The organism is Paenibacillus sp. B1-35 (assembly GCF_050474385.1).
In the GTDB taxonomy this organism is placed as follows: Bacteria; Bacillota; Bacilli; order Paenibacillales; family Paenibacillaceae; genus Paenibacillus_B; species Paenibacillus_B alvei.
This window is the reverse complement of the sequence record NZ_JBCHVJ010000003.1, coordinates 251,497-270,811: the sequence shown is the minus strand read 5'-3', so window position 1 is coordinate 270,811 and position 19,315 is coordinate 251,497. Positions and strand designations below refer to the sequence as shown.

15 protein-coding genes are annotated in these 19,315 nt (G+C 48.3%); 6 read left to right on the top strand and 9 right to left on the bottom strand.

Features of this window, described 5'->3' with window-relative positions:
- Positions 1-108: 108 nt before the first annotated feature.
- From allD to ACQ5BJ_RS13000, 7 genes are all read right to left on the bottom strand, one after another.
- A complete protein-coding gene (allD, locus tag ACQ5BJ_RS13030; RefSeq protein ID WP_040735478.1) occupies positions 109-1,158 on the bottom strand; it encodes an ureidoglycolate dehydrogenase in 1,050 nt (349 codons plus the stop codon).
- Positions 1,159-1,336: 178 nt separating this feature from the next.
- The gene (gene allE / locus ACQ5BJ_RS13025; protein ID WP_005544051.1) at positions 1,337-2,104 is read right to left on the bottom strand and encodes a (S)-ureidoglycine aminohydrolase; all 768 of its coding nucleotides are present in this window, start codon (positions 2,102-2,104) and stop codon (positions 1,337-1,339) included.
- A 68-nt stretch (positions 2,105-2,172) separates the two neighbouring features.
- Positions 2,173-3,435 carry an MFS transporter gene (locus tag ACQ5BJ_RS13020; protein ID WP_171414669.1) on the bottom strand — a complete coding sequence of 421 codons (1,263 nt, stop codon included), beginning with the start codon at positions 3,433-3,435 and terminating at the stop codon, positions 2,173-2,175.
- Between the two features lie 62 nt (positions 3,436-3,497).
- Positions 3,498-4,730 (bottom strand): allantoate deiminase, encoded by a 1,233-nt coding sequence (allC, locus tag ACQ5BJ_RS13015; protein ID WP_005544053.1) that lies wholly within the window; start codon positions 4,728-4,730, stop codon positions 3,498-3,500.
- 333 nt (positions 4,731-5,063) lie between these two features.
- Positions 5,064-6,752, bottom strand: a complete 1,689-nt coding sequence (locus ACQ5BJ_RS13010; RefSeq protein ID WP_430110675.1) for a PucR family transcriptional regulator — start codon at positions 6,750-6,752, stop codon at positions 5,064-5,066.
- Positions 6,753-6,999: 247 nt separating this feature from the next.
- The gene (locus ACQ5BJ_RS13005; protein ID WP_430110677.1) at positions 7,000-8,469 is read right to left on the bottom strand and encodes a sensor histidine kinase; all 1,470 of its coding nucleotides are present in this window, start codon (positions 8,467-8,469) and stop codon (positions 7,000-7,002) included.
- Positions 8,462-9,124 carry a response regulator transcription factor gene (locus ACQ5BJ_RS13000; protein WP_005544056.1) on the bottom strand — a complete coding sequence of 221 codons (663 nt, stop codon included), beginning with the start codon at positions 9,122-9,124 and terminating at the stop codon, positions 8,462-8,464. The genes ACQ5BJ_RS13005 and ACQ5BJ_RS13000 overlap by 8 nt, the downstream gene beginning before the upstream one ends.
- A gap of 165 nt (positions 9,125-9,289) precedes the next feature.
- Here ACQ5BJ_RS13000 and ACQ5BJ_RS12995 point away from each other — a divergent pair, with 165 nt between their 5' ends.
- Positions 9,290-10,168 (top strand): hypothetical protein, encoded by an 879-nt coding sequence (locus ACQ5BJ_RS12995; RefSeq protein ID WP_430110680.1) that lies wholly within the window; start codon positions 9,290-9,292, stop codon positions 10,166-10,168.
- 247 nt (positions 10,169-10,415) lie between these two features.
- Here the strand turns inward: ACQ5BJ_RS12995 and ACQ5BJ_RS12990 are convergent, their stop codons facing one another.
- Positions 10,416-12,044 carry an ABC-F family ATP-binding cassette domain-containing protein gene (locus ACQ5BJ_RS12990; protein WP_163975179.1) on the bottom strand — a complete coding sequence of 543 codons (1,629 nt, stop codon included), beginning with the start codon at positions 12,042-12,044 and terminating at the stop codon, positions 10,416-10,418.
- 1,040 nt (positions 12,045-13,084) lie between these two features.
- Here ACQ5BJ_RS12990 and rsgA point away from each other — a divergent pair.
- Positions 13,085-14,311 carry a ribosome small subunit-dependent GTPase A gene (rsgA, locus tag ACQ5BJ_RS12985; protein ID WP_430110683.1) on the top strand — a complete coding sequence of 409 codons (1,227 nt, stop codon included), beginning with the start codon at positions 13,085-13,087 and terminating at the stop codon, positions 14,309-14,311.
- Positions 14,312-14,519: 208 nt separating this feature from the next.
- On the opposite strand, the gene ACQ5BJ_RS12980 is transcribed toward rsgA, so the two are convergent.
- A complete protein-coding gene (locus ACQ5BJ_RS12980; RefSeq protein ID WP_430111051.1) occupies positions 14,520-15,626 on the bottom strand; it encodes an MBL fold metallo-hydrolase in 1,107 nt (368 codons plus the stop codon).
- A 411-nt stretch (positions 15,627-16,037) separates the two neighbouring features.
- Here ACQ5BJ_RS12980 and ACQ5BJ_RS12975 point away from each other — a divergent pair, with 411 nt between their 5' ends.
- The 4 genes from ACQ5BJ_RS12975 to ACQ5BJ_RS12960 all read left to right on the top strand — a co-directional run bounded on the left by ACQ5BJ_RS12975 (position 16,038) and on the right by ACQ5BJ_RS12960 (position 19,278).
- Positions 16,038-17,189, top strand: a complete 1,152-nt coding sequence (locus tag ACQ5BJ_RS12975; RefSeq protein WP_430110686.1) for a virulence factor — start codon at positions 16,038-16,040, stop codon at positions 17,187-17,189.
- A gap of 225 nt (positions 17,190-17,414) precedes the next feature.
- A complete protein-coding gene (locus tag ACQ5BJ_RS12970) occupies positions 17,415-17,807 on the top strand; it encodes a GntR family transcriptional regulator (RefSeq protein WP_005544063.1) in 393 nt (130 codons plus the stop codon).
- Positions 17,804-18,520 (top strand): ABC transporter ATP-binding protein, encoded by a 717-nt coding sequence (locus ACQ5BJ_RS12965; RefSeq protein WP_289356439.1) that lies wholly within the window; start codon positions 17,804-17,806, stop codon positions 18,518-18,520. Before ACQ5BJ_RS12970 ends, ACQ5BJ_RS12965 begins: the two co-directional genes overlap by 4 nt.
- A gap of 2 nt (positions 18,521-18,522) precedes the next feature.
- Entirely contained in the window at positions 18,523-19,278 is a 756-nt protein-coding gene (locus ACQ5BJ_RS12960; protein WP_005544065.1) for an ABC transporter permease subunit, read from the top strand.
- Positions 19,279-19,315: the final 37 nt, after the last annotated feature.

Here is a 19,315-nt window from a genome sequence, read left to right as displayed (position 1 = left end):
TGGTTGTCCGTAATGTTGGCACGATTGCAAGTACAGTTGCTACAGTTACTAATGCGAGTTCAGCGAGTTCGAATGTTCATCAGAATCGTCATTGAATAACGGATTGGTTTACGTGGCAAACGGATCTTTATGATCATACTTGTTGTAATGAATAACGTCCGATACGAGATACTCGTAGACTTCGTCTACAATCTCGATTCCGTTCGCCTCGTTCTCCTGCTCGATCAAATCGTAATTTTGCCCCGGATACAGTACCTTTTCGAAGCCCGGTGCAGGCTGAATGCTGTTCAGGTCGCGCATCGTCTGCGTGATGTTGCGGCGAAATTCCTCCAAATTGGTAAAGAAGGACGGATCAAGCACGATATGGAGTTGGCCCAGATTTCTGCCTTCGGTCAAATCGTGATACATCGAGCTGACGCGATTGCCGAACGGCAGGCCGAGCAGAATGCCTGACAGCACATCTACCATCATCATAAGGCCGTATCCCTTTGGCCCTGCGATCGGCAGGAGCGCATGCACTTGAAATGGATCGTTCGTCTTCACGCCTTGATTATCGACCGCCCATGTATCGGGAATCGCCTCGTGCTTCGAACGAGCGTGCAAAATTTTCCCCCAAGCCTGTACGGTCGTCGCCATATCAAAGGTAATGAGCGTATTTCCTTCGCCCGGAGCAGCAAAAGCAATCGGATTCGTGCCGTAATAAGCCTCAGCTCCGCCATAAGGAACAACCATCGGATCGGATTGGCACACTGAGATGCCGATAAGCCCCTCGCGAGCCGCTTGCTGCACATAGTAGGACAAGGCGCCGCTATGTCCAATTCGTCTCACGCCGACCACGGCGACTCCGTTCTCCTTGGCCATGTTCACCGCATGCTCCATTGCTTGCCTCGCTGCAACATGCCCGGCCCCGTTATCCCCGTCTAATACGGCAGAACATGGGCCTGTCTTTTCAAACGTAAAGTTCGGACTTACATTCGTACCGCCTTTGGAAATGCGTTCCGCATAGTATTCGACCCGCATCGCGCCATGGGAATGGACGCCGCGAACATCGGCATGAACAAGCACGTCCGCCACCACGTCCGCATGGCTTGCGGACAGGCCGGCACGGGTCAACTTCGTACATATAAGCTGATGCAGGTTCTGCTTGGTTACTTTCATGTCAGCACCTCTCTGCAATTATTCCGCCTTCCTCCCGCTGCCATCAATCAGCTTACGCATTGCTGCACCAGCAGCGGAAGACGGTTCATTATCTTAATCCGTATTGCCGTTCAACCGTATGTTCTATTTCTGTTCTATCTCTTGCATACCATTTATGGTTCAAAAAGCGCCTGACCACTTACAAGGAAGCGTCACGGTTGCAGTCTTTCGAATACAAATAAGCGAAAGGCTCTCTGCCTACTGCGTAAGTCGCTTGGGGGACGTAAGGCCCCATGTACAGGTAATCGCCCTTTTTGATCGGAATCCATTCATTGTCCAGATTGTAGACGCCTTCGCCGGACAGCATAATGGCTCCGTGTTCCTGGTAATGCGTCTCGACGAACGGATGGCAGCCGCCCGGTTCGAACGATAAAATATGAAAGTTCATGTCAAATGCCAGATCTGTCGGCAGCAAATCCTTCAGCTTGACGTTTGTCATATTGTCGTAATCCATCGCTTCAAGTTCATGCACATTTCCGGATACGACCCACGGAGCATGCTCGCTTCCATCGAGCGGGACATATTTTTGCTTGTACAAGAACAATTTCGTATCTTGCACCTGTTCATTTTCCAAATACAGCTTCACTCCCGGAGGACAGTACAGGTAGCCGCCTTCTTGCAGTGAGAAGGACTGCTTATCCGCCGAAGCTTTTACGCGTCCTTCCATGCAGTACACGAACGTTTCGACGCCGGCTTCGCCGAAACCCTGCACGTTTTTGCCGCCTTCATGCATCGTCACCACATAATCGACGAATTTGGCGCCCAATCGTGGTGAAGCCAGTATCGTAAGATCACACTGTTCAAAGCCCGGCACGACATTTTTGACCAAGCCTTCCGGCGGGATCAGTGCAAAATTGCCTCGTTTAATAATCGAACGACTCGCTAACAAATCTTGTGGGTAACCCATGGTATACACGCTCCTTTAGAAATTGAATTCGCTTGCAGAGGGAAAAGCAATAAATACGTATCCTAACATCATGCAGACTGCTTATGTTCCTCGCCCTTGGTTGCTTGCGGCTCCTTCTTCAAATTCGCCAGCACCATAACCGTCGAGCCGATGACAATGATGACCGTGGCCAGATAGAAGCCCAATACTTTACTGCCCGTTGCGTCCGATATGAGTCCCGTGACGAACGGAGCCACAACCGAAGACATCATACCGAAGAAGTTGAAGAAACCGAATGTTGCCCCGACTCCCTGCTTCGGCGCAATATCCGCCACATACGAGATTAAGAGCGGCTCGACCGCCAGCTTCCCGAAGAAACCGTACAAAATGAGGCAAACGATCAGCAGCGTATTCGTGCTAACGGAAACCGTCAAGTACAGCATGACCGCAGCCAGCAGCTCCAATAGAATAATGAACGTAATCTTCTTATGCATGAATTTGTCGGACAGCCGACTGAAGAGCAGCGCGCCAGGCACGGCGCTGAATGCGACCAAGGCAGCCGCAAAGCCGATCGCGGTTCCGTGGAAGCCCCGCTCCTCCTGCAAATAAGAGGGAAGCCAGGTCACGATCATGTAATAGCCGTAGCAGGTTGCAAAATATAGCACATAAGAAGCAATCATCTTCGGATTGGCAAGCAAACGTTTCAATGTCGCCTTATCTTGCGTATCGCCCTGCGCGTTGGCCGCTGCATTGGATGGTGCAGTGCTTTTTTTAATGTTCTTGGCAAATACCAGCATTAATAGAAATGCCAATCCTGCCGTAATGAAGAGAAGCACCCGCCAATTCCATCCGGCATCCTTTACGAGAAAGCTGGAGCCGATCAGGCCAATCGCCATGCCGATGGCAGAACCGCTATTAATAATCGCGGTGGAGACACCCCGCTTCTCCTTCGGGATCGTCTCCGAAGATATCGAATAGGCTGGCCCGTAGTAGGTTCCTTGCCCCAATCCCGTAATGAAGCTCGCCACTAAGATGAACATGAGTGAACTGGAGAACCCGACGAGAATTGCGCCTAACGTGAATAGAATGAACCCCGGAATAATTATCGTCTTTCGTCCGAACTTATCCGCCAGCAAACCCGACGGAATTTGCATCATTGTATACGCGAAGAAAAACACACTGAAGATGAGACCCATGCTTGCATCTGACGTCACATTCAAATCTCGTTGTATTTCGGGAAGAATTGGATTCAAGATGGTGCGGTATATCCAAATGACCGTCCATCCGAGACAAAGCATCACGATGACCTTTTTCCAATACTCCCACTTTTCCTGTTGGCCCGTGTCCCTCACAATTTCACTCTCCTCAGCGTACCTAGTTGTATGTCTGCCTGCTTGTCCGGCTCACGATGTTCTTATGCCTCGTATGCCAGCTCATACAGCGCATGGGTCAAGGCTTGAACGCCGGCTGCCAGATGCTCAGGGCTGGTATACTCGGCCGGATTGTGACTGATCCCTTTGCGGCTCGGGACGAACAGCATCGCTGTCGGTACAAATTTCGCCATAATTTGGGAATCGTGTCCAGCCCCGCTGTGCATCAGCTTGAACGGGATGCCATGCTTCTCGCATTGCCGCTCCAGTACATCGAGAATTCGGGGATCCATCGGAACGGGATCCTCATCCATCCACATCTCGATCTTAAGCTCGACTCCGATTGCTCTGGCGGTGCGCTCCATCAATTCAGTAACCTCATCGCTGAATCGAACCAATGCTGACTTGTCCGTATGACGGATATCCAAAGTGAACAGCGCGCTGCCCGGCACGACATTGACCACGTTCGGCTTTACTTCGATCTTGCCAACCGTCGTCACTAACGGATCGCCGTGGGCTTGGGCAAGATCCAGAATTTGTTGAATCATGCGTCCCGCCGCATGCACGGCATCTTTGCGATATCCCATCGGCGTAGTTCCCGCATGATTGGCTTCCCCTGAGAGCTCAATCGTGAAGCGCCGCTGGCCGACGATGCTGTGAACGACGCCGACCGGCAAGCCTTCATGCTCCAGCACGCTGCCTTGTTCAATATGCAGCTCCACGAAGGCCTGAATATCGCTGCGCTTTTCCGTCTTGCTATCGGGGAATTGAAAACCCGCCTGCTCCATCGCTTCAACAAAGCGAACGCCTTGGAAGTCGGCTATATTCTGAACATCCTCCTTGTTTGCTGTGCCCGCAAGATTTTTGCTTCCCCAGAACGTAAAGGGGAAACGGCTGCCTTCCTCTTCCGCAAATGAGACCACTTCCAAGTTGCGAAGCGGTTGCCCGTGCTTCTGCTTTAATGTCTTCATAGCCAGCAAAGCCCCTATGATGCCATATTGCCCGTCGTATTTCCCACCGTTGCGTACCGTATCTACATGAGATCCGCTCATTATCGTTTCTTCCGGATACAGGCTGCCTTCCAGCCGCCCGTACAAGTTGCCGATCTCGTCATAATACGTAATGAATCCTTCCTCTTTCATGCATTGCTCCAATGCTTTTTGCGCAGCCGTCCACTCCTTGGAATACAGCAGGCGGGAAACGCCTCCATTCGGGTCGTTGCCGAATTGGCTCAGCCACTCGACAAGACGAACGGTTTCCGTTTGGATATGATCCATAGTCGTATCTGTCCTTTCTGCAAGATGTGTGTGCATGACCCAAGCGAGATAAACGGCGCACGCGTCCGCCTATCCGCGGTGCAATAAAGAGCGTTCTTTCAGCGGCCTTATGTACTTGCTGCCAAGGCCGTTTGTGCTTTCACCTTGATTGTAAACGCTTTAAAAATGAATAACATCGAGGCAACTCGATAAAAAACGGGGTGTCTTTTTATCCATTTTGGATAAGCGAGGAACAAGAGGAGCCTATAAAAAAACAGACTTAGTCTCATGAACGTACTTTGCATTCATGAGACTAAGTCTGAGAGCTCAAAACATAATTCGATTGTTATCCGATTATCCGATTGCGATATGGGGCGCCAGCGGTTTGTCCTCCAACAGCACAAGAATCTTCAACCCGACCTGCACGGACAGCATCTCATCCGGATCGTCCATGTCCATCCCGGTAATTTCCTTGATGCGCTCCATGCGATACGTCACCGTCTTATAATGACAGAACAATTCCTCGGCCGTCTTGGCCGCGTTTTGATGGTGCTGCAAAAACGTTTGCAGCGTTTTAATTAAATCGTTGCGGTTCGGCTGCTTGTAAGCAAGCAATTTATGCAGCGATGGCGGAATGAACTTCGCCAGTTCTCCGGCATCTTCGATTTGACAAAGCAAGCGATAAATTCCCAAATCCGAAAAAGCCGCAATGGCGGACCTGCCGTTCATCATCGTGCCGAGGTGCAATGCATCCTGTGCCTCCTTGTAGCTCCGCGGCAGCTCCAAAAGATCCGCCGCCGCGCTTCCGATTCCGACCTGCACCTCTATTTGCTGAACGCGCTTACAGAAGATCTGTTGAATATCGCAAACCGCTTCCTTTATCGAACGGATACAAGCTGTTTTATCCCCCTGCTCACTATCCGCGCTCCACAGTACGACTAGCTGATCGCTTCGGCTCCGTATGATTCCTTCCGGCAGCCGCTGCTGAATGAGCTCGTACAGCATGCGTTGATTCGGATTATGAAGACCGTATCGTTCCGCATCATTTATACGGCCATGATCCGGACTCTGCAGGCGAAACAGTACGACAATGTGCGCCTTGCTTAGATTCCAGCCGATTACATTAGCCCGTTGATATACACTCTGCAGCGATTCAAACTTCGCGTGCAGCAAATCGTCGATTAAGTCGTCCTTGAATTTCATTTCCACCTCGGCGACCGCATATTGCTTAATAAGCTCAAGCGACAAGGAGGTGGCCGCATTCTCTATCGCGATGAAGTCTAGCGCCTCCACCTGTTTGCATGTCTCATGGATAACCAGATGCACTTTAATATGATTGACTGTCTCAACCGGGATCACGAGTTGATGGGCGGTGCTTCCATTCCAGTCCGGATAATTCACGCGCTGCCTGAAACAAGAAAATTCGGTATCGATTCGAACGTTATCGTCGCTCTCCTCCTGTTCCAGCACTACAAACGCCGCCAACCGCGGATCGGTCGCCGCTATCGTCCCGAAGTTCCGGTCATACAACGTAACCGGATTCCCGATGAGCTTCGTTAAGGAGGCAATCATATTGTCCGAGCCTTTATTCGCCAGCGTCAGCGCGATGAAGCGATCATGAACCTCCTTGAAATATTTGAGCTTGACCACTTGACTGTTGAACAGTGATTCCATGACCGGATACATAATTTCGCGGTAAGGAACCTGCTTCGGAATTTGAATGACGGGAATATGGTATCTATCCGACGCTTCGATGATGCCTGACGGGATATCATGCACGAACCGACCGGTTTTGATTACTAAAGCGCTTACATTCTTTTCAGACAATTGAGTCATGAAGGCTTGCTGTTCGCAGTCATCATATGATTGCAGCGGGTACAGGCTGCTTAACAGCAATTCTCCTCCGCTAATCCATTCCGCAATATCCGGCGCCTCAATGATGGTAACGCCCCGAATCGGGTTGTGCAATCCTTGCTTGCCGCTGACCACGAATGCTTGCTTTAATGTTTCGATTTGAAATAAGTCCTTTACTCTGAATTCCATCTTTCCAGCTCCCATCGATGTAGAAGTAGATTCAGTCGAGTACAGAATAAGAGCTAACTTACATATGATTGCTGTTCTACTAGATTACCTTACTTTTGCAGACAATTCATCCGCTATAACGTTAGCGCCGTGAAAACTTTGTGACCTTATAATAAGAAAAAGGCCGATCATGGGCATGTCTGACCATCAATCGACCCAACGCTCGTCATGAAATGGCATTCATTTAGCTACGGTTGCGTTCCCGTCTCTAACTAGTGATCCCTTGTTCCGATAACGGAATCACAGCTTCAAATAGAACCCCTTGTCCGATATTGTGCATAGAGAATGAGATGCCAAGAGCATCAAAAATCTGCTTTACAATATATAACCCTAGACCGCTTCCTCCTGTATTGCGGTTTCGTGATTTTTCGATGCGAAAGAAAGGTTCGAAAATATGCTGCAGATCCTCCTCTTTTATGCTCACTCCCGTATTAACGACTTGAAATTGGAGGCAGCTCCGCTGTAAATTCCGAGTTAGCCGAATGAATACTTTTTCTCCCTGCGGCGAGTACATAATCGCGTTATGAATAATATTTTTGCACGCCTTTTCCAACAGAATGCGATCAGTATGGATCATGATATTTGAATCGATCTGCTTCAGAAGCTGAATATCCCGTTGACCGGCAAAAAATTCAAGGTTTTCAGTAACGGTATCCATAAGCTGCGAAAGATTTACTTCTTCCGGCTGCAGCTTGAACGTATGTCGCTCCAGCCTCGACATACTTAAAATCTCGCGCACCAGCTTCTCCATTTCCTCAATAATTTGGTGATTTTTACGCAAATATTGATCGCGATCCTGATAAGGGCCGATATGATAAATCATCCCTTCCAAATACCCCTTCATCACGGTTAGCGGTGTCTTCAACTCGTGTGCTGCAATCGCGAAAAACTCTCTGCGTTTCGTTTCTGCCTCCCTTTCTTTTTCTATATCGCTTTTTAGCTGCCGATTCGCAGTTTGCAAATCCAGCATCGATTGCTGCAAATTAACGGACATTTCATTTAAGCTATTGGACAGCTCCCCCAATTCATCCGAGGAACGAACCTCGATTTGTTCGCTAAAATCCAATTTCGCCATCTTCCGCGCGCCCTGATTAATGTAAAGCAGCGGCTTGGTAATAAACCTGGAGTACAAATAAGCGCTCCCTATGCCAATCACGATCACGATAATACTCATATAAGGGAGGAAAAGAGCCAGCACCTGCGAAGCCTCATCAATCGGCTGAAAGGTAGCTGATACGACAAGCGTGGCAGCCATATCCCGATATTGAATAGGAACGTTGACATTATAGGAATTTGTACTTATAGACGTCTTGGCCGTTCCAGCTCTTATTTCCGCCGATAGCGCCGATAGCGGATAAGCTTTATGAATCGAAGGAAAATATGGCGAGTATATGATGGCTCCCTCTTTATTTTGAAGATAGACGTTTGCATTATTTTTTTTGGAAAAAGTATCAAGAAGCAGCACGCCATACTGCAAATCAAGCTCCTTCGATTTCGTTATGATTTCTTCGATCCCAGTCTTTAGCTGATCCGTCTTGTACTGCTCGTAAAAGGTTGGCAGAAAAAAGTACAACGATACATAAATCAGGACGGCAAAGGATAACAAAATGAGCGAGGTAATCACAAAAAGCTTATGAGTGATGCGCTTCATCTTCAGCATGTCCAACCATTTACTCATCAATTTTATAGCCGATCCCCTTTACCGTTTTAATGTAGGGTATGTCTAATTTCTTTCTAATATTTTTAATATGCGTATCGATAACGCGCGTCTCTCCGTAATAATCAAAGCCCCATACCTTCTCGACAATGCTTTCTCGGGTGAGTACTTTTTTCTCGTTTTGAACCAGCAGCTGCACGATTTCAAATTCTTTGGTCGTTAAAGGGATATCTACCTCATTCACAAACACTTTATAGGCGTCGCAATCTACTCGAACCTCCTTGAATACCAAGCCATTATTCGTTCCTTGATCCTTGCTTCTTCTCAGCACGGCCTCAACTCTCCGTATCAATACGTGAAAAGAAAAAGGCTTCGTAATATAATCGTCGATCCCGAGATCGAACCCCTTCAATTGATCCTGTTCTTCCTCTAATGCCGTCAGCAAGATGATCGGAACATTGGACTCGCTTCGAATCATCGTGGCTACCTCAAATCCGTTTAAATTGGGCATCATGACATCCAATAAAATTAAATCGAAGGCTTGCTTATTAAATTGCTTCATGCCCTCTATTCCATCACATGCAACTTCAACACCATATTGTTGAGTCATCAAAAATTGTTTGATGAGTTCCCGAATCTCTTGATCATCCTCGATTACTAGAATTCGATCATTCATTGCCATCTCACCTCGTAAACCAGTATAGCTGCGGAATCTGAAGTTTATATGAAGACGCGCATGAAATCCCCACTGAAACTCTACACGAGCTTCATCATAACTCCAGATACAAGCCATACAATGAGGCTGTCAACAAAATTACGACTGCAAAGGAGATTGACGACAATGAAAAAGACATTAACTACAACTGCTTTAGGTGCTGTACTTACCTTCGCCTCTTTGGGATCTGCATTCGCGGCTGAGGTTCCAGCACAATCTATCGGACAAGGGAAACTGGCAGCAACTGCTATTAAGGTAAAGGCAACAAGTAATCTTGATAAAACTTCTAAAGAAAAAGTAAAAGCGATTTTCGAGCAAATGCAGAAGGGAACGCTTACGAAAGAGCAAGCGAAAGCTCAGCTGCAAGAGCTTGGCGTCGATGTAGAGTTTGGTATCAAAGGAGATCATGACGGCATCAAGTTTAAATTAGGCAAAGTGAATTCTGTTAATCTCGATGATGCCACCAAAGAAAAGGTAAAAGCGATTCTTGAGCAAGCTCAAGCCGGTTCCCTTACGAAAGAACAAGTGAAAGCTCAACTGCAAGAGCTCGGCATCGACATGGATGTGGATTTCAGCAAAGCAACTCATGGCGTAATGGTAAGCGCAGCAAAACTCGATAACCTTGACGAAGCTGCGAAAGAAAAGGTGAAGGCAATTCTTGAGCAAATGAGAACAGGAGCCCTTACGAATGAACAAGTAAAATCCCAACTGCAAGAGCTTGGCATCGACATGGATGTGGATTTCAGCAAGGGTCATTACTTCCAAGTAAAGATGGATAAATCGAAGATGGATACCCTTGATGAAGCAACCAAGGAAAAAGTGAAATCCATTCTTGACCAAATGAAAGCGGGGACGCTTACCGAAGAACAAGTAAAAGCTCAGCTTCAAGAGCTTGGCATCAATATAGAAGTGAAGTCCGGCATGGTTAACGGCATGACGAAAGACGGAAATAAAGTGATGAAGGTAGTTAAGTTTGATGATGCTGCTGCCCAGCAAAAGATGTAAGCCCGTTTTGATCAATCAAGAGCAGTACGATTACGAAGGAGCAAATGGAGACTCAGCTTGATGACATTCTTGGCGTAAAAACTCTTGATATTCAGGTAGCAAAGTAGCACTATATTAAAAAAGCCCGTGAGATTGCCGTACTATATGCGGTAGATCTCACGGGTTTTCGTATGTTGTTCATGAACTGCTAAAAAAGAAGTTCAAACAGCCTCCCGGCTATTTGAACTTCCTCTCATCTATTTTGCGCTTATTTGCTTTCTACTGGATACAGCTTCTTGCGCAGTTCTTTCACTTCTTCATTTTCAAGATATTCGTCGTACGTGCATACACGGTCGATGATGCCGTTCGGCGTAATCTCGATAATGCGGTTCGCAATCGTCTCGATGAACTGATGGTCATGGGACGTGAACAGCATTGTGCCGTCGAAGTCAGTTAAGCCGTTGTTGAGCGCTGTAATGGACTCGAGATCCAAGTGGTTCGTCGGTTCATCGAGCAGCAGCACGTTCGCGCCGCTCATCATCATCTTAGAGAGCATGCAGCGAACCTTCTCGCCCCCGGACAATACGCTTGCTTTCTTCAATGCTTCTTCCCCAGAGAAGAGCATGCGGCCCAAGAAGCCGCGAAGGAACGTCTCGTCTTGATCCTTGGAGTATTGGCGGAGCCAGTCAACCAAGGAATCCTCAACGCCATCGAAGTAAGCGGAGTTGTCTTTCGGGAAGTAAGCTTGTGTCGTCGTAACGCCCCAGCTGAATGTCCCTGCATCCGGTTCAATCTCACCCATGAGAACTTGGAACAAAGTTGTCTTCGCCAATCCGTTTGGACCTACGAGTGCGATCTTGTCGCCTTTATTTACAACAAGGTGAAGATTGTCGAATACTTTTTCGCCTTCCACTGTCTTCGTCAAGCCTTCGATTGTCAGCAATTGCTTGCCGGCTTCACGCTCAGGCTTGAAGTTGATGAATGGATATTTACGGTTCGACGGACGAATGTCGTCAAGCGTAATTTTATCGAGCATCTTCTTACGTGCAGTCGCCTGCTTCGACTTGGATGCGTTCGCGCTGAAGCGCTGAATGAAGGCCTGAAGTTCCTTGATCTTCTCTTCCTTCTTCTTGTTCTGATCACGCATCATCGTTTGCGCCAATTGGCTGGACTGGTACCAGAAGTCATAGTTACCAGAGTACAACTGAATTTTACCGAAGTCGATATCTGCAATGTGCGTACATACCTTGTTCAGGAAGTGACGATCGTGAGATACGACGATAACAGTGCCTTCATAATCCATCAAGAAATTCTCGAGCCAGTTGATCGATTCGAGATCCAAGTGGTTGGTAGGCTCATCGAGCAGCAAGATGTTCGGGTTGCCGAACAATGCTTGTGCGAGCAATACGCGTACCTTCTGGTTGCCGTCAAGCTCAGACATCTGCTTATCATGGAAATCTCTAGGGATTCCGAGACCGATAAGCATTTCGCCTGCGTTCGCTTCCGCTTCCCAGCCGTCGAGCTCAGCGAATTCGCCTTCCAGTTCGCCTGCGCGCATGCCGTCTTCTTCCGTGAAGTCTGCCTTCGCATAGAGGGCATCCTTCTCTTTCATAATCGAGTACAGACGCTCATGGCCCATAATGACCGTATCGAGCACCTTGAACTCGTCATATGCATAATGATCCTGCTTCAAGACCGATAGACGGTCTCCAGGAGTAATGTTGACTTGACCATTTGTCTGTTCAACTTCACCAGACAATATTTTAAGAAATGTCGATTTGCCCGCACCGTTCGCGCCGATCAAGCCGTAGCAGTTCCCTGGCGTAAACTTAATGTTCACGTCCTCGAACAGCGCTCGTTTCCCGTAGCGGAGCGTAACGCCGGTTGTACTAATCATGGCATTCCCGTCCTTTGCCTATTAATGGTTTCAAACTGATATTATAGCACAAGGATTAATATAATGCGACGATTGAACATTTTTACCATGATCTTTGTAGAGTTAGACATAGCCATTTTTGTATTTTATGTATATACTATTTCCATCTTTATCAAAATGAAGGTGTCCCTATTTCCAAACGAATGTCGGAGATGCCCCATTCCTACAGAGGTTCACAAGGGCTTCGTGGTTAAAAGCGGGATTTTTGAACTACCTCTTCAAATGAATGTTCAAAAAGATCGGTTTTCAGCACCAAGAAGGTTGCTTGAACTCGAAGAAGGAAGCGCGGAGTGTAGGCAAGACTACATGAGCACTGGACTTCGAGAGTGAATGCAAGATTCGACGTAGAGATCCTTCCTGTACAGCTTCGTGATTAAAAGCGGGATTTTTGAACTACCTCTTCAAATGAATGTTCAAAAAGATCGGTTTTCAGCACCAAGAAGGTTGCTTGAACTTGAAGAAGGAAGCGCGGAGTGTAGGCAAGACTACATGAGCACTGGACTTCGAGAGTGAATGCAAGATTCGACGTAGAGATCCTTCCTGTACAGCTTCGTGATTAAAAGCGGGATTTTTGAACTACTTCTTCAAATGAATGTTCAAAAAGATCGGTTTTCAGCACCAAGAAGGTTGCTTGAACTCGAAGAAGGAAGCGCGGAGTGTAGGCAAGACTACATGAGCACTGGACTTCGAGAGTGAATGCAAGATTCGACGCGAGATCCTTCCTGTACAGCTTCGTGATTAAAAGCGGGCTTTTTGAACTACCTCTAAAAAAAGAAAGCGAGGGATGTTAGATGGTAAAAAGCATTGTATATAACGTTCGGGAGGAACATTTCAGCGCCTAGCGCATGATGCAATGGATTGAGCCCAATACATGACGACGCTAGAGTCGCTTGAAACGTCTGTCTCTCCCGAACTTGACCATGCCGCAATGTCGTTCATTCGCAGGTACAACCAAGTTCACTATGAAGCGGCTAAATGCCGCATACAAGGGAGAATTCAGATTGGAAACAATAAAACCTAATGACAACACACTGGATACACAACTCATAGTAGATACTTGCTCACAGCAAGAGCCTCTGCTAGAGAGCAGCACACTCGATATCGAAGATGGATTTCATGGCACAATCAAGGATCTGCGTGATCTTGGTTTCGATGAAGCTTGGAACAACACGTGGGAGTCTTGGCTGAATGAGCTTTCAGAGTCTGCTGCACGCCGTTTTGCAGGACAGCTCGTGCCCGCACGCGTTGCGCTGGCGCATAAGCATCTCTATCGCGTTATTGGCACCGATGGAGAATGGCTTGCAGAGCTGTCTGGACAGGCACGTGCCGGAATGGAAACACTTAGCGATTGGCCGACCGTCGGCGATTGGGTCGCAGTGGCGCCTCGGCATGCAGAAGGACGCGCAACGATTGTAGGCGTACTGCCTCGCCGCAGCATGTTCGGACGCAAGGTAGCCGGGGGCAGACGCGATACGCAGATCGTTGCGGCGAACGCAGACCTCGCCCTGCTCGTTACCTCCATGTCTCGCGACTTCGAGCCGCGGCGCTTGGAGCGTTATGCCACTCTAGCATGGGACAGTGGCGCCATGCCTGCTGTCGTGCTGACGAAAGCCGACGAGGCGGACGACCCTGAGCTCTTCGAGGCACAAGCGATGCAGGCCGTTCCCGGCGTCGATGTGTTCTGCGTCTCTGCTATGACTGGCGAGGGCATGGATGATCTTCGCGCACGCATGGCCCCAGGCATGACTGTCGTGTTGGTTGGCTCCTCCGGTGTCGGCAAATCCACACTTGCCAACGCGTTGACGGGCACCGAGCAAATGCTGACGCAAGCAGCGCGTGCAGACGATGACCGCGGCCGCCACACCACAACGCATCGTGAGCTTCTGCGTTTGCACAACGGCGCATGGCTCATTGACACGCCGGGCATGAGAGAAGTAGCTATGACGGCTATCGATAGTGAGGGCTTGTCGCACACCTTTGAGGATATCGAAAGCCTTGCTGCACAATGCAAATTCAGCGATTGCAAGCATGAGCGCGAGCCCGGCTGTGCCGTACGCGGGGCTATCGATACCGGCGAGCTTGATGCAAGCAGGCTGCGCGGCTATCATAAGCTCCAGCGGGAAATCGCATACATGCACCGCTCAGAAAATGCCCAGCTTGCCCGTCAATATGTGCAGAACAATAAAAAGCTGTCAAAATTGAGCAGCCGTGTAAGCAAGCGCCGTTGATAGCAAGTATCGAACATGAGAATGGTATCACTGCAAGTATAAAAAGCGTCAGCGCTAATACAAAAGGGAAGCCTCTGCAAAAGAGGCTTCCCTTTTCTAGTTTATTCATTTATATAACTGCTTGTATTGGTCTGTTTAAAATACTGCGCGCAGTTATAACGAATTCGTACCAATTAACGCAGGAGGCATACTGCCGCGAAGCGTGGTCTTACTGTGATTCCATTCGCACACGTGAAGACGAGGATGGTGCAGATACGGATTGTCCGAACGCTTCTGCGAAGTTCCATATCTCGCCATGCGCTAATACGCATACACGCTCTTGGGCAATCCCCCGTTTCACCCGTTCTGCTTCCAGCCGATCCAGCGCCTCCTTCGGCGTATCGTCAGCCAACTTAAAGGCCCCATAATGCATCGGGATCATCTTTGACGCCTTTACATCCTCGAAAGCTTGCAGCGCTTCTTCTGGCGAGACATGCTGCTGTGACATGAACCATTCCGGTTCATAGGCTCCGATAGGCAACAAGGCGACATCAATGCGGAAGCGCTCGCCAATTAGCTCAAACCCGCGAAAATATCCACTATCGCCCGCAAAATATATTGTTTCATATGCGGCACCCTGTTCCTCTTTATACGGAAGGGCGTCACTCGATTTCCTGCATGAAGAAACTGAAGGTTCTGAAGCACCTTTAGTTGTACTTCGTTTCGTCATCTTTGCATCCCTCGATACATGCTCCAAAACGTACCCGCCCCAATGAGAGCGATTCATATCCGTCAATGTCCGCCGTGTCCAGTGCTGTGCCGGCACGAACGTAATTTTCACCCGTTCTGCGATTGTCAGATGCTCCCACCATGCCAGCTCATGTACATTGGAAAAGCCTTTGCGATTCATCTTCCCAAGCAGACCATCCGGTACAATCACCTTAGTTTGAGGCCCTGTCAATTTCCGTAATGACTTTATATGCAGATGATCGTAGTGAGAGTGTGAAATAATAACGACGTCCACAGGAGGCATTTTTTCAATCGGAATGCCCGGCGGAGCAAGTCTGGCTTGCGTCGCCATTCTTGTGGCCCAGATTGGATCCGTTACAATATTCAAGCCGCCTATTTGCAGCAGGAAGGTCGAATGACCGATCCACGTAATCGTTGTCTCTGTTTGATTGGCGTTCAAAAATGCTATGTCCGGCTCTACATTCGGTACGACATAGGAATAGTCCTTCGTCTTTAATCTATCCTTGCGCTCAGCTTGCCAACGCCGAAATTGATTCCATGCTTTAACCGTTGTCACATCGTCCATGTTGACGTAATAGCGCTTCATAAGCACCACCTCATTTGCGAATAGTTCGGATCGAATGACAAGGGCTATTCTGTTCCCTTGCAATTGGAGCAAATGTCGATCAAACCGCATCCTCCCTTTAGCATACCAGAACCTTTCTACAGCACCAAATTTACAGCAGAAGCCCTTCTTCTCATGCCGATATGTTAAGCTGCTCACTTCCTGACGACATCCTTCCATCCTATGCACGTTATTATCTGTTGGTCGAGTGATGAAGACTATGTATTGCCCTAAATGATTAGCTCCAACCACTATTTATTGAAAAATGCCATTTTGCTTTCTCTGCACCAGTACTGGCATGTTGACACTAACAAGCTTATCCCTCTTCATTGTTCCTCACACTCCGATACGATACAATAGAAGCAAAACACACGCCAACGGAGGTGCATGTCAATGAACTTAATCACAATTGAACCGACTCCAAGTCCGAATTCTATGAAGCTGCACTTGGACGAAACACTGCCTGCCGGCATTCGACGTACCTATTCAGAAGATAACCGACGCTCCGCTCCTCCGATTATCGCCAGCTTGCTTGATATCGAGGGCGTAAAGAGCGTATTCCATACTGCCGATTTTATCGCACTTGACCGTTTTCCGAATGCCGACTGGGCTCGCATCCTTGAAGAGGTGCGCGGCCTGTTCGGACAATCCCAAGCGGATAGCACGCAAGAGGACGATCTGGCTTCCTGGACATCCTTCGGGGAAGCACAAGTGTACGTTCAATACTTCCGCAGCATTCCGATGCAAATTCGGGTTCAAGCCAATGGACAAGAAGAACGCGTAGGTCTGTCCGATCGCTTCGTACGAGCAGTAACCGAAGTTGCGAGCGCTACCCTTATTAAAGAACGCAAGCTTAGCGACTACGGCATCCGTTACGGAGAGCTTGCCGATATCGCTCGTGAAGTTGAACAGGAGCTTGAGGCCGCCTATACCGAAGAACGAGTGGCCTCCCTTGTAAAGCAAGCCATTGCGAAGGGTCGTACGGATGAGCCATTCATTGAGGAACGCCGAGAATGGTCGGATGAAGAATTGAAGCAGCATCTGAACAATCCGGATTGGCGCATGCGGTATGCGGCCTTGGATCGGATGGAACCGACACCGGAGAGACTAGAACTTATTGCGAAGGCTCTTCATGACGAGCAAAGCCAGATCCGTCGTCTCGCTGTAGTATACTTAGGAGAAATCAAAACCGACGAATGCATGCCGCTCCTTATCGAAGCGCTTCAGGATACATCTGTAAGCGTTCGACGCACAGCTGGAGATACGCTATCTGATATCGGCGATCCAATCGCAATCGAGCCGATGATTATAGCTTTGCAGGATAAAAATAAACTCGTCCGCTGGCGCGCAGCCCGCTTCCTCTATGAAGCCGGCGATGAGCGTGCGCTGGCAGCACTTGAGCAGGCCGCACAGGATAACGAGTTCGAGGTTGCCCTGCAAGCACGCATGGCAATCGAGCGCATTCGCTCCGGCGAAGAGGCAGTCGGCACCGTATGGCAGCAGATGGCTCGTCTGCGCGGACAAGACAATCAGTCGTCTATATAAATTGATAAGGCCATAGGGCAGCAATCCGTGTGCAAGCACTGGAAAGCTGCTCTTTTTTTATTTATTCAATTCTATCGGCACATTCCTGATCACCATACTGTTTAAATGCTCCAATTTCCAGACTCACGTAATTTTTTTAACACTTTTTTCATTTGCCTATTGTATTAAGTGTATCAAGTGATATAATACACTACATACAAGTGACACACCGAAGGAGGGAGCTCATTGAATGACGTGATTGTTGGCGGAATGCGATTCACGTTGGACTTAAGCAAACCACTATACGAACAAGTACTTAATCAAATCCGAAGCTCCATCGCGAAAGGGGAAATCGCATTGGGTGAGAAAATTCCTTCTGTCCGAGAGCTTGCACAAGCTCTGAAGATTACACCGAACACCGTCATGCGCGCCTACCAAGAACTCGAACGGGATCAATTGACGGAAACGCGCCGGGGACAAGGTACATTTATTACGTCGAATGCTGAGGCAGTTGCAAGCATACGCACTTCTTTAGCTGAAGAAGCGATACAAGAGTTTTTATCGAAAATGTACAGCATTGGATTTACATTGGACGATATTCAGCACCTATTAACGCATAAGGGAGGACAAGAAGGATGAGTCAGTCCATTGCAATACGGACCGAACATATTACGAAGCGCTACGGAAGGAAGCTGGCCCTGCACAATTTCTCGCTTGAAATACCGGCAGGCAAGGTTATCGGTATTTTGGGAGCGAATGGAGCGGGCAAGTCCACTCTATTCCGCATGATTACCGGACTCATACAGCCGGATCAAGGCAAACTGGAAGTTCTTGGACGTACGCCTGGATGGCAGACGAACCGTGATATCTCCTATTTGCCCGATCGGGCCCGCTGGTTCGAGGGGCATACCGTGAAGCGCGCTTTGGATTGGGCCGAGAACCTTCTTCCGAATTTTGAACGGGAGCGGGCCGATGCGCTTGTCGCCTTCATGAAGCTGGATCAGGATATGCCAACGCAGGGCATGTCACGCGGGCAAGAGGCAAGGTTAATGCTAACCATTTGCATGGCACGCCATGTTCCGTTGCTCATCTTGGATGAACCGTTCTCCGGCATCGATCTACTGTCCCGCGAGCGGATCATTGCATCGATTATCGACAATTTGACCGTACGCGATCAGACCGTTCTTATTAGTACCCATGAGATTCACGAGACAGAAGGGATATTCGATTATGTCGTATTCATAGATAACGGCCAAGTACTGCTTCAGGGCGACGTTGAAACACTGCGCAGCGAACATGGCTCGATGGAATCGCTGTACCGCAATTTGTATCGTCACAAGGAAGGAGAATAGAAATGGATTTACGTGCAATGTTTTTCTTGGCCAAAGATGAGCTTAAGCGCCGCAGTCATAAAGCAAAATCCAACAATAATAAATGGGCTCTTGTATACTGGGCGATTGGAATCATCCTTTTATTCGTGTTTATCACTATGAACGCCAAGCATTTTGAACCGAATAGCATTCTGATCATCACCATCGGGTTCCCTTATATGACATTCGTGCTGGGATACGGGCTTGTAAAGCGGGAATGGAAAAACGGAACCATCGGCTGGTGGCTGACGCTTCCTTATTCGAGAAGCACACTGATCCTATCCAAGTGGTTTGTCAGTTCATTCATGTCTTTCATGTTCTATGTAATGGCTTGGCTCGCTATGCAGTTGTTCGTTATCTACGCACTGCTCGTAAAAGGGACTTTGAGCTTAGCCATGTATGGCGTATTTCTGGAGGAATCTATGATTTGGTACGGCATCATCATGCTGACCATTCCCGTTATGAGCGCGTTCGGCATTCTAACGAGTATCGTATCCCGTTCCAGCTTGAAGCCATTAACGCCTATTCTATGGATCGTTTACGGATTGACGGGTAACTCCATCTTCTGGTTAACTCGGCTGGATCGTGCCCAAGTTTCTGGGGATAATGTCACTTTCAACATACTATCCGTGTTATCAGCAGATCAAATCGGTATAATCGCAGCAGCATTCTTAATAATGACTATTCTGTTTATTAGTGCCTCTTCTGCATTAATGAAAAAAGAACTCATTTCCCAATAATCTGGGATTTTCAACTATCGGAATTTGGAACTCGCTT

Excerpts from the sequence above, each read along its gene's own strand:
- ACQ5BJ_RS12990 (WP_163975179.1), bottom strand. The coding sequence starts at position 12,044 with ATGATTAGTACAACCGGCGTTACGCTCCGCTACGGGAAACGAGCGCTG.
- ACQ5BJ_RS13005 (WP_430110677.1), bottom strand. The coding sequence starts at position 8,469 with ATGAGTAAATGGTTGGACATGCTGAAGATGAAGCGCATCACTCATAAG.
- ACQ5BJ_RS13010 (WP_430110675.1), bottom strand. The coding sequence starts at position 6,752 with ATGGAATTCAGAGTAAAGGACTTATTTCAAATCGAAACATTAAAGCAA.
- ACQ5BJ_RS12960 (WP_005544065.1), top strand. The coding sequence starts at position 18,523 with ATGGATTTACGTGCAATGTTTTTCTTGGCCAAAGATGAGCTTAAGCGC.
- ACQ5BJ_RS12965 (WP_289356439.1), top strand. The coding sequence starts at position 17,804 with ATGAGTCAGTCCATTGCAATACGGACCGAACATATTACGAAGCGCTAC.
- allD (WP_040735478.1), bottom strand. The coding sequence starts at position 1,158 with ATGAAAGTAACCAAGCAGAACCTGCATCAGCTTATATGTACGAAGTTG.
- ACQ5BJ_RS12995 (WP_430110680.1), top strand. The coding sequence starts at position 9,290 with ATGAAAAAGACATTAACTACAACTGCTTTAGGTGCTGTACTTACCTTC.
- allC (WP_005544053.1), bottom strand. The coding sequence starts at position 4,730 with ATGGATCATATCCAAACGGAAACCGTTCGTCTTGTCGAGTGGCTGAGC.
- ACQ5BJ_RS13000 (WP_005544056.1), bottom strand. The coding sequence starts at position 9,124 with ATGAATGATCGAATTCTAGTAATCGAGGATGATCAAGAGATTCGGGAA.
- allE (WP_005544051.1), bottom strand. The coding sequence starts at position 2,104 with ATGGGTTACCCACAAGATTTGTTAGCGAGTCGTTCGATTATTAAACGA.
- ACQ5BJ_RS12980 (WP_430111051.1), bottom strand. The coding sequence starts at position 15,626 with ATGAAGCGCTATTACGTCAACATGGACGATGTGACAACGGTTAAAGCA.
- ACQ5BJ_RS12975 (WP_430110686.1), top strand. The coding sequence starts at position 16,038 with ATGAACTTAATCACAATTGAACCGACTCCAAGTCCGAATTCTATGAAG.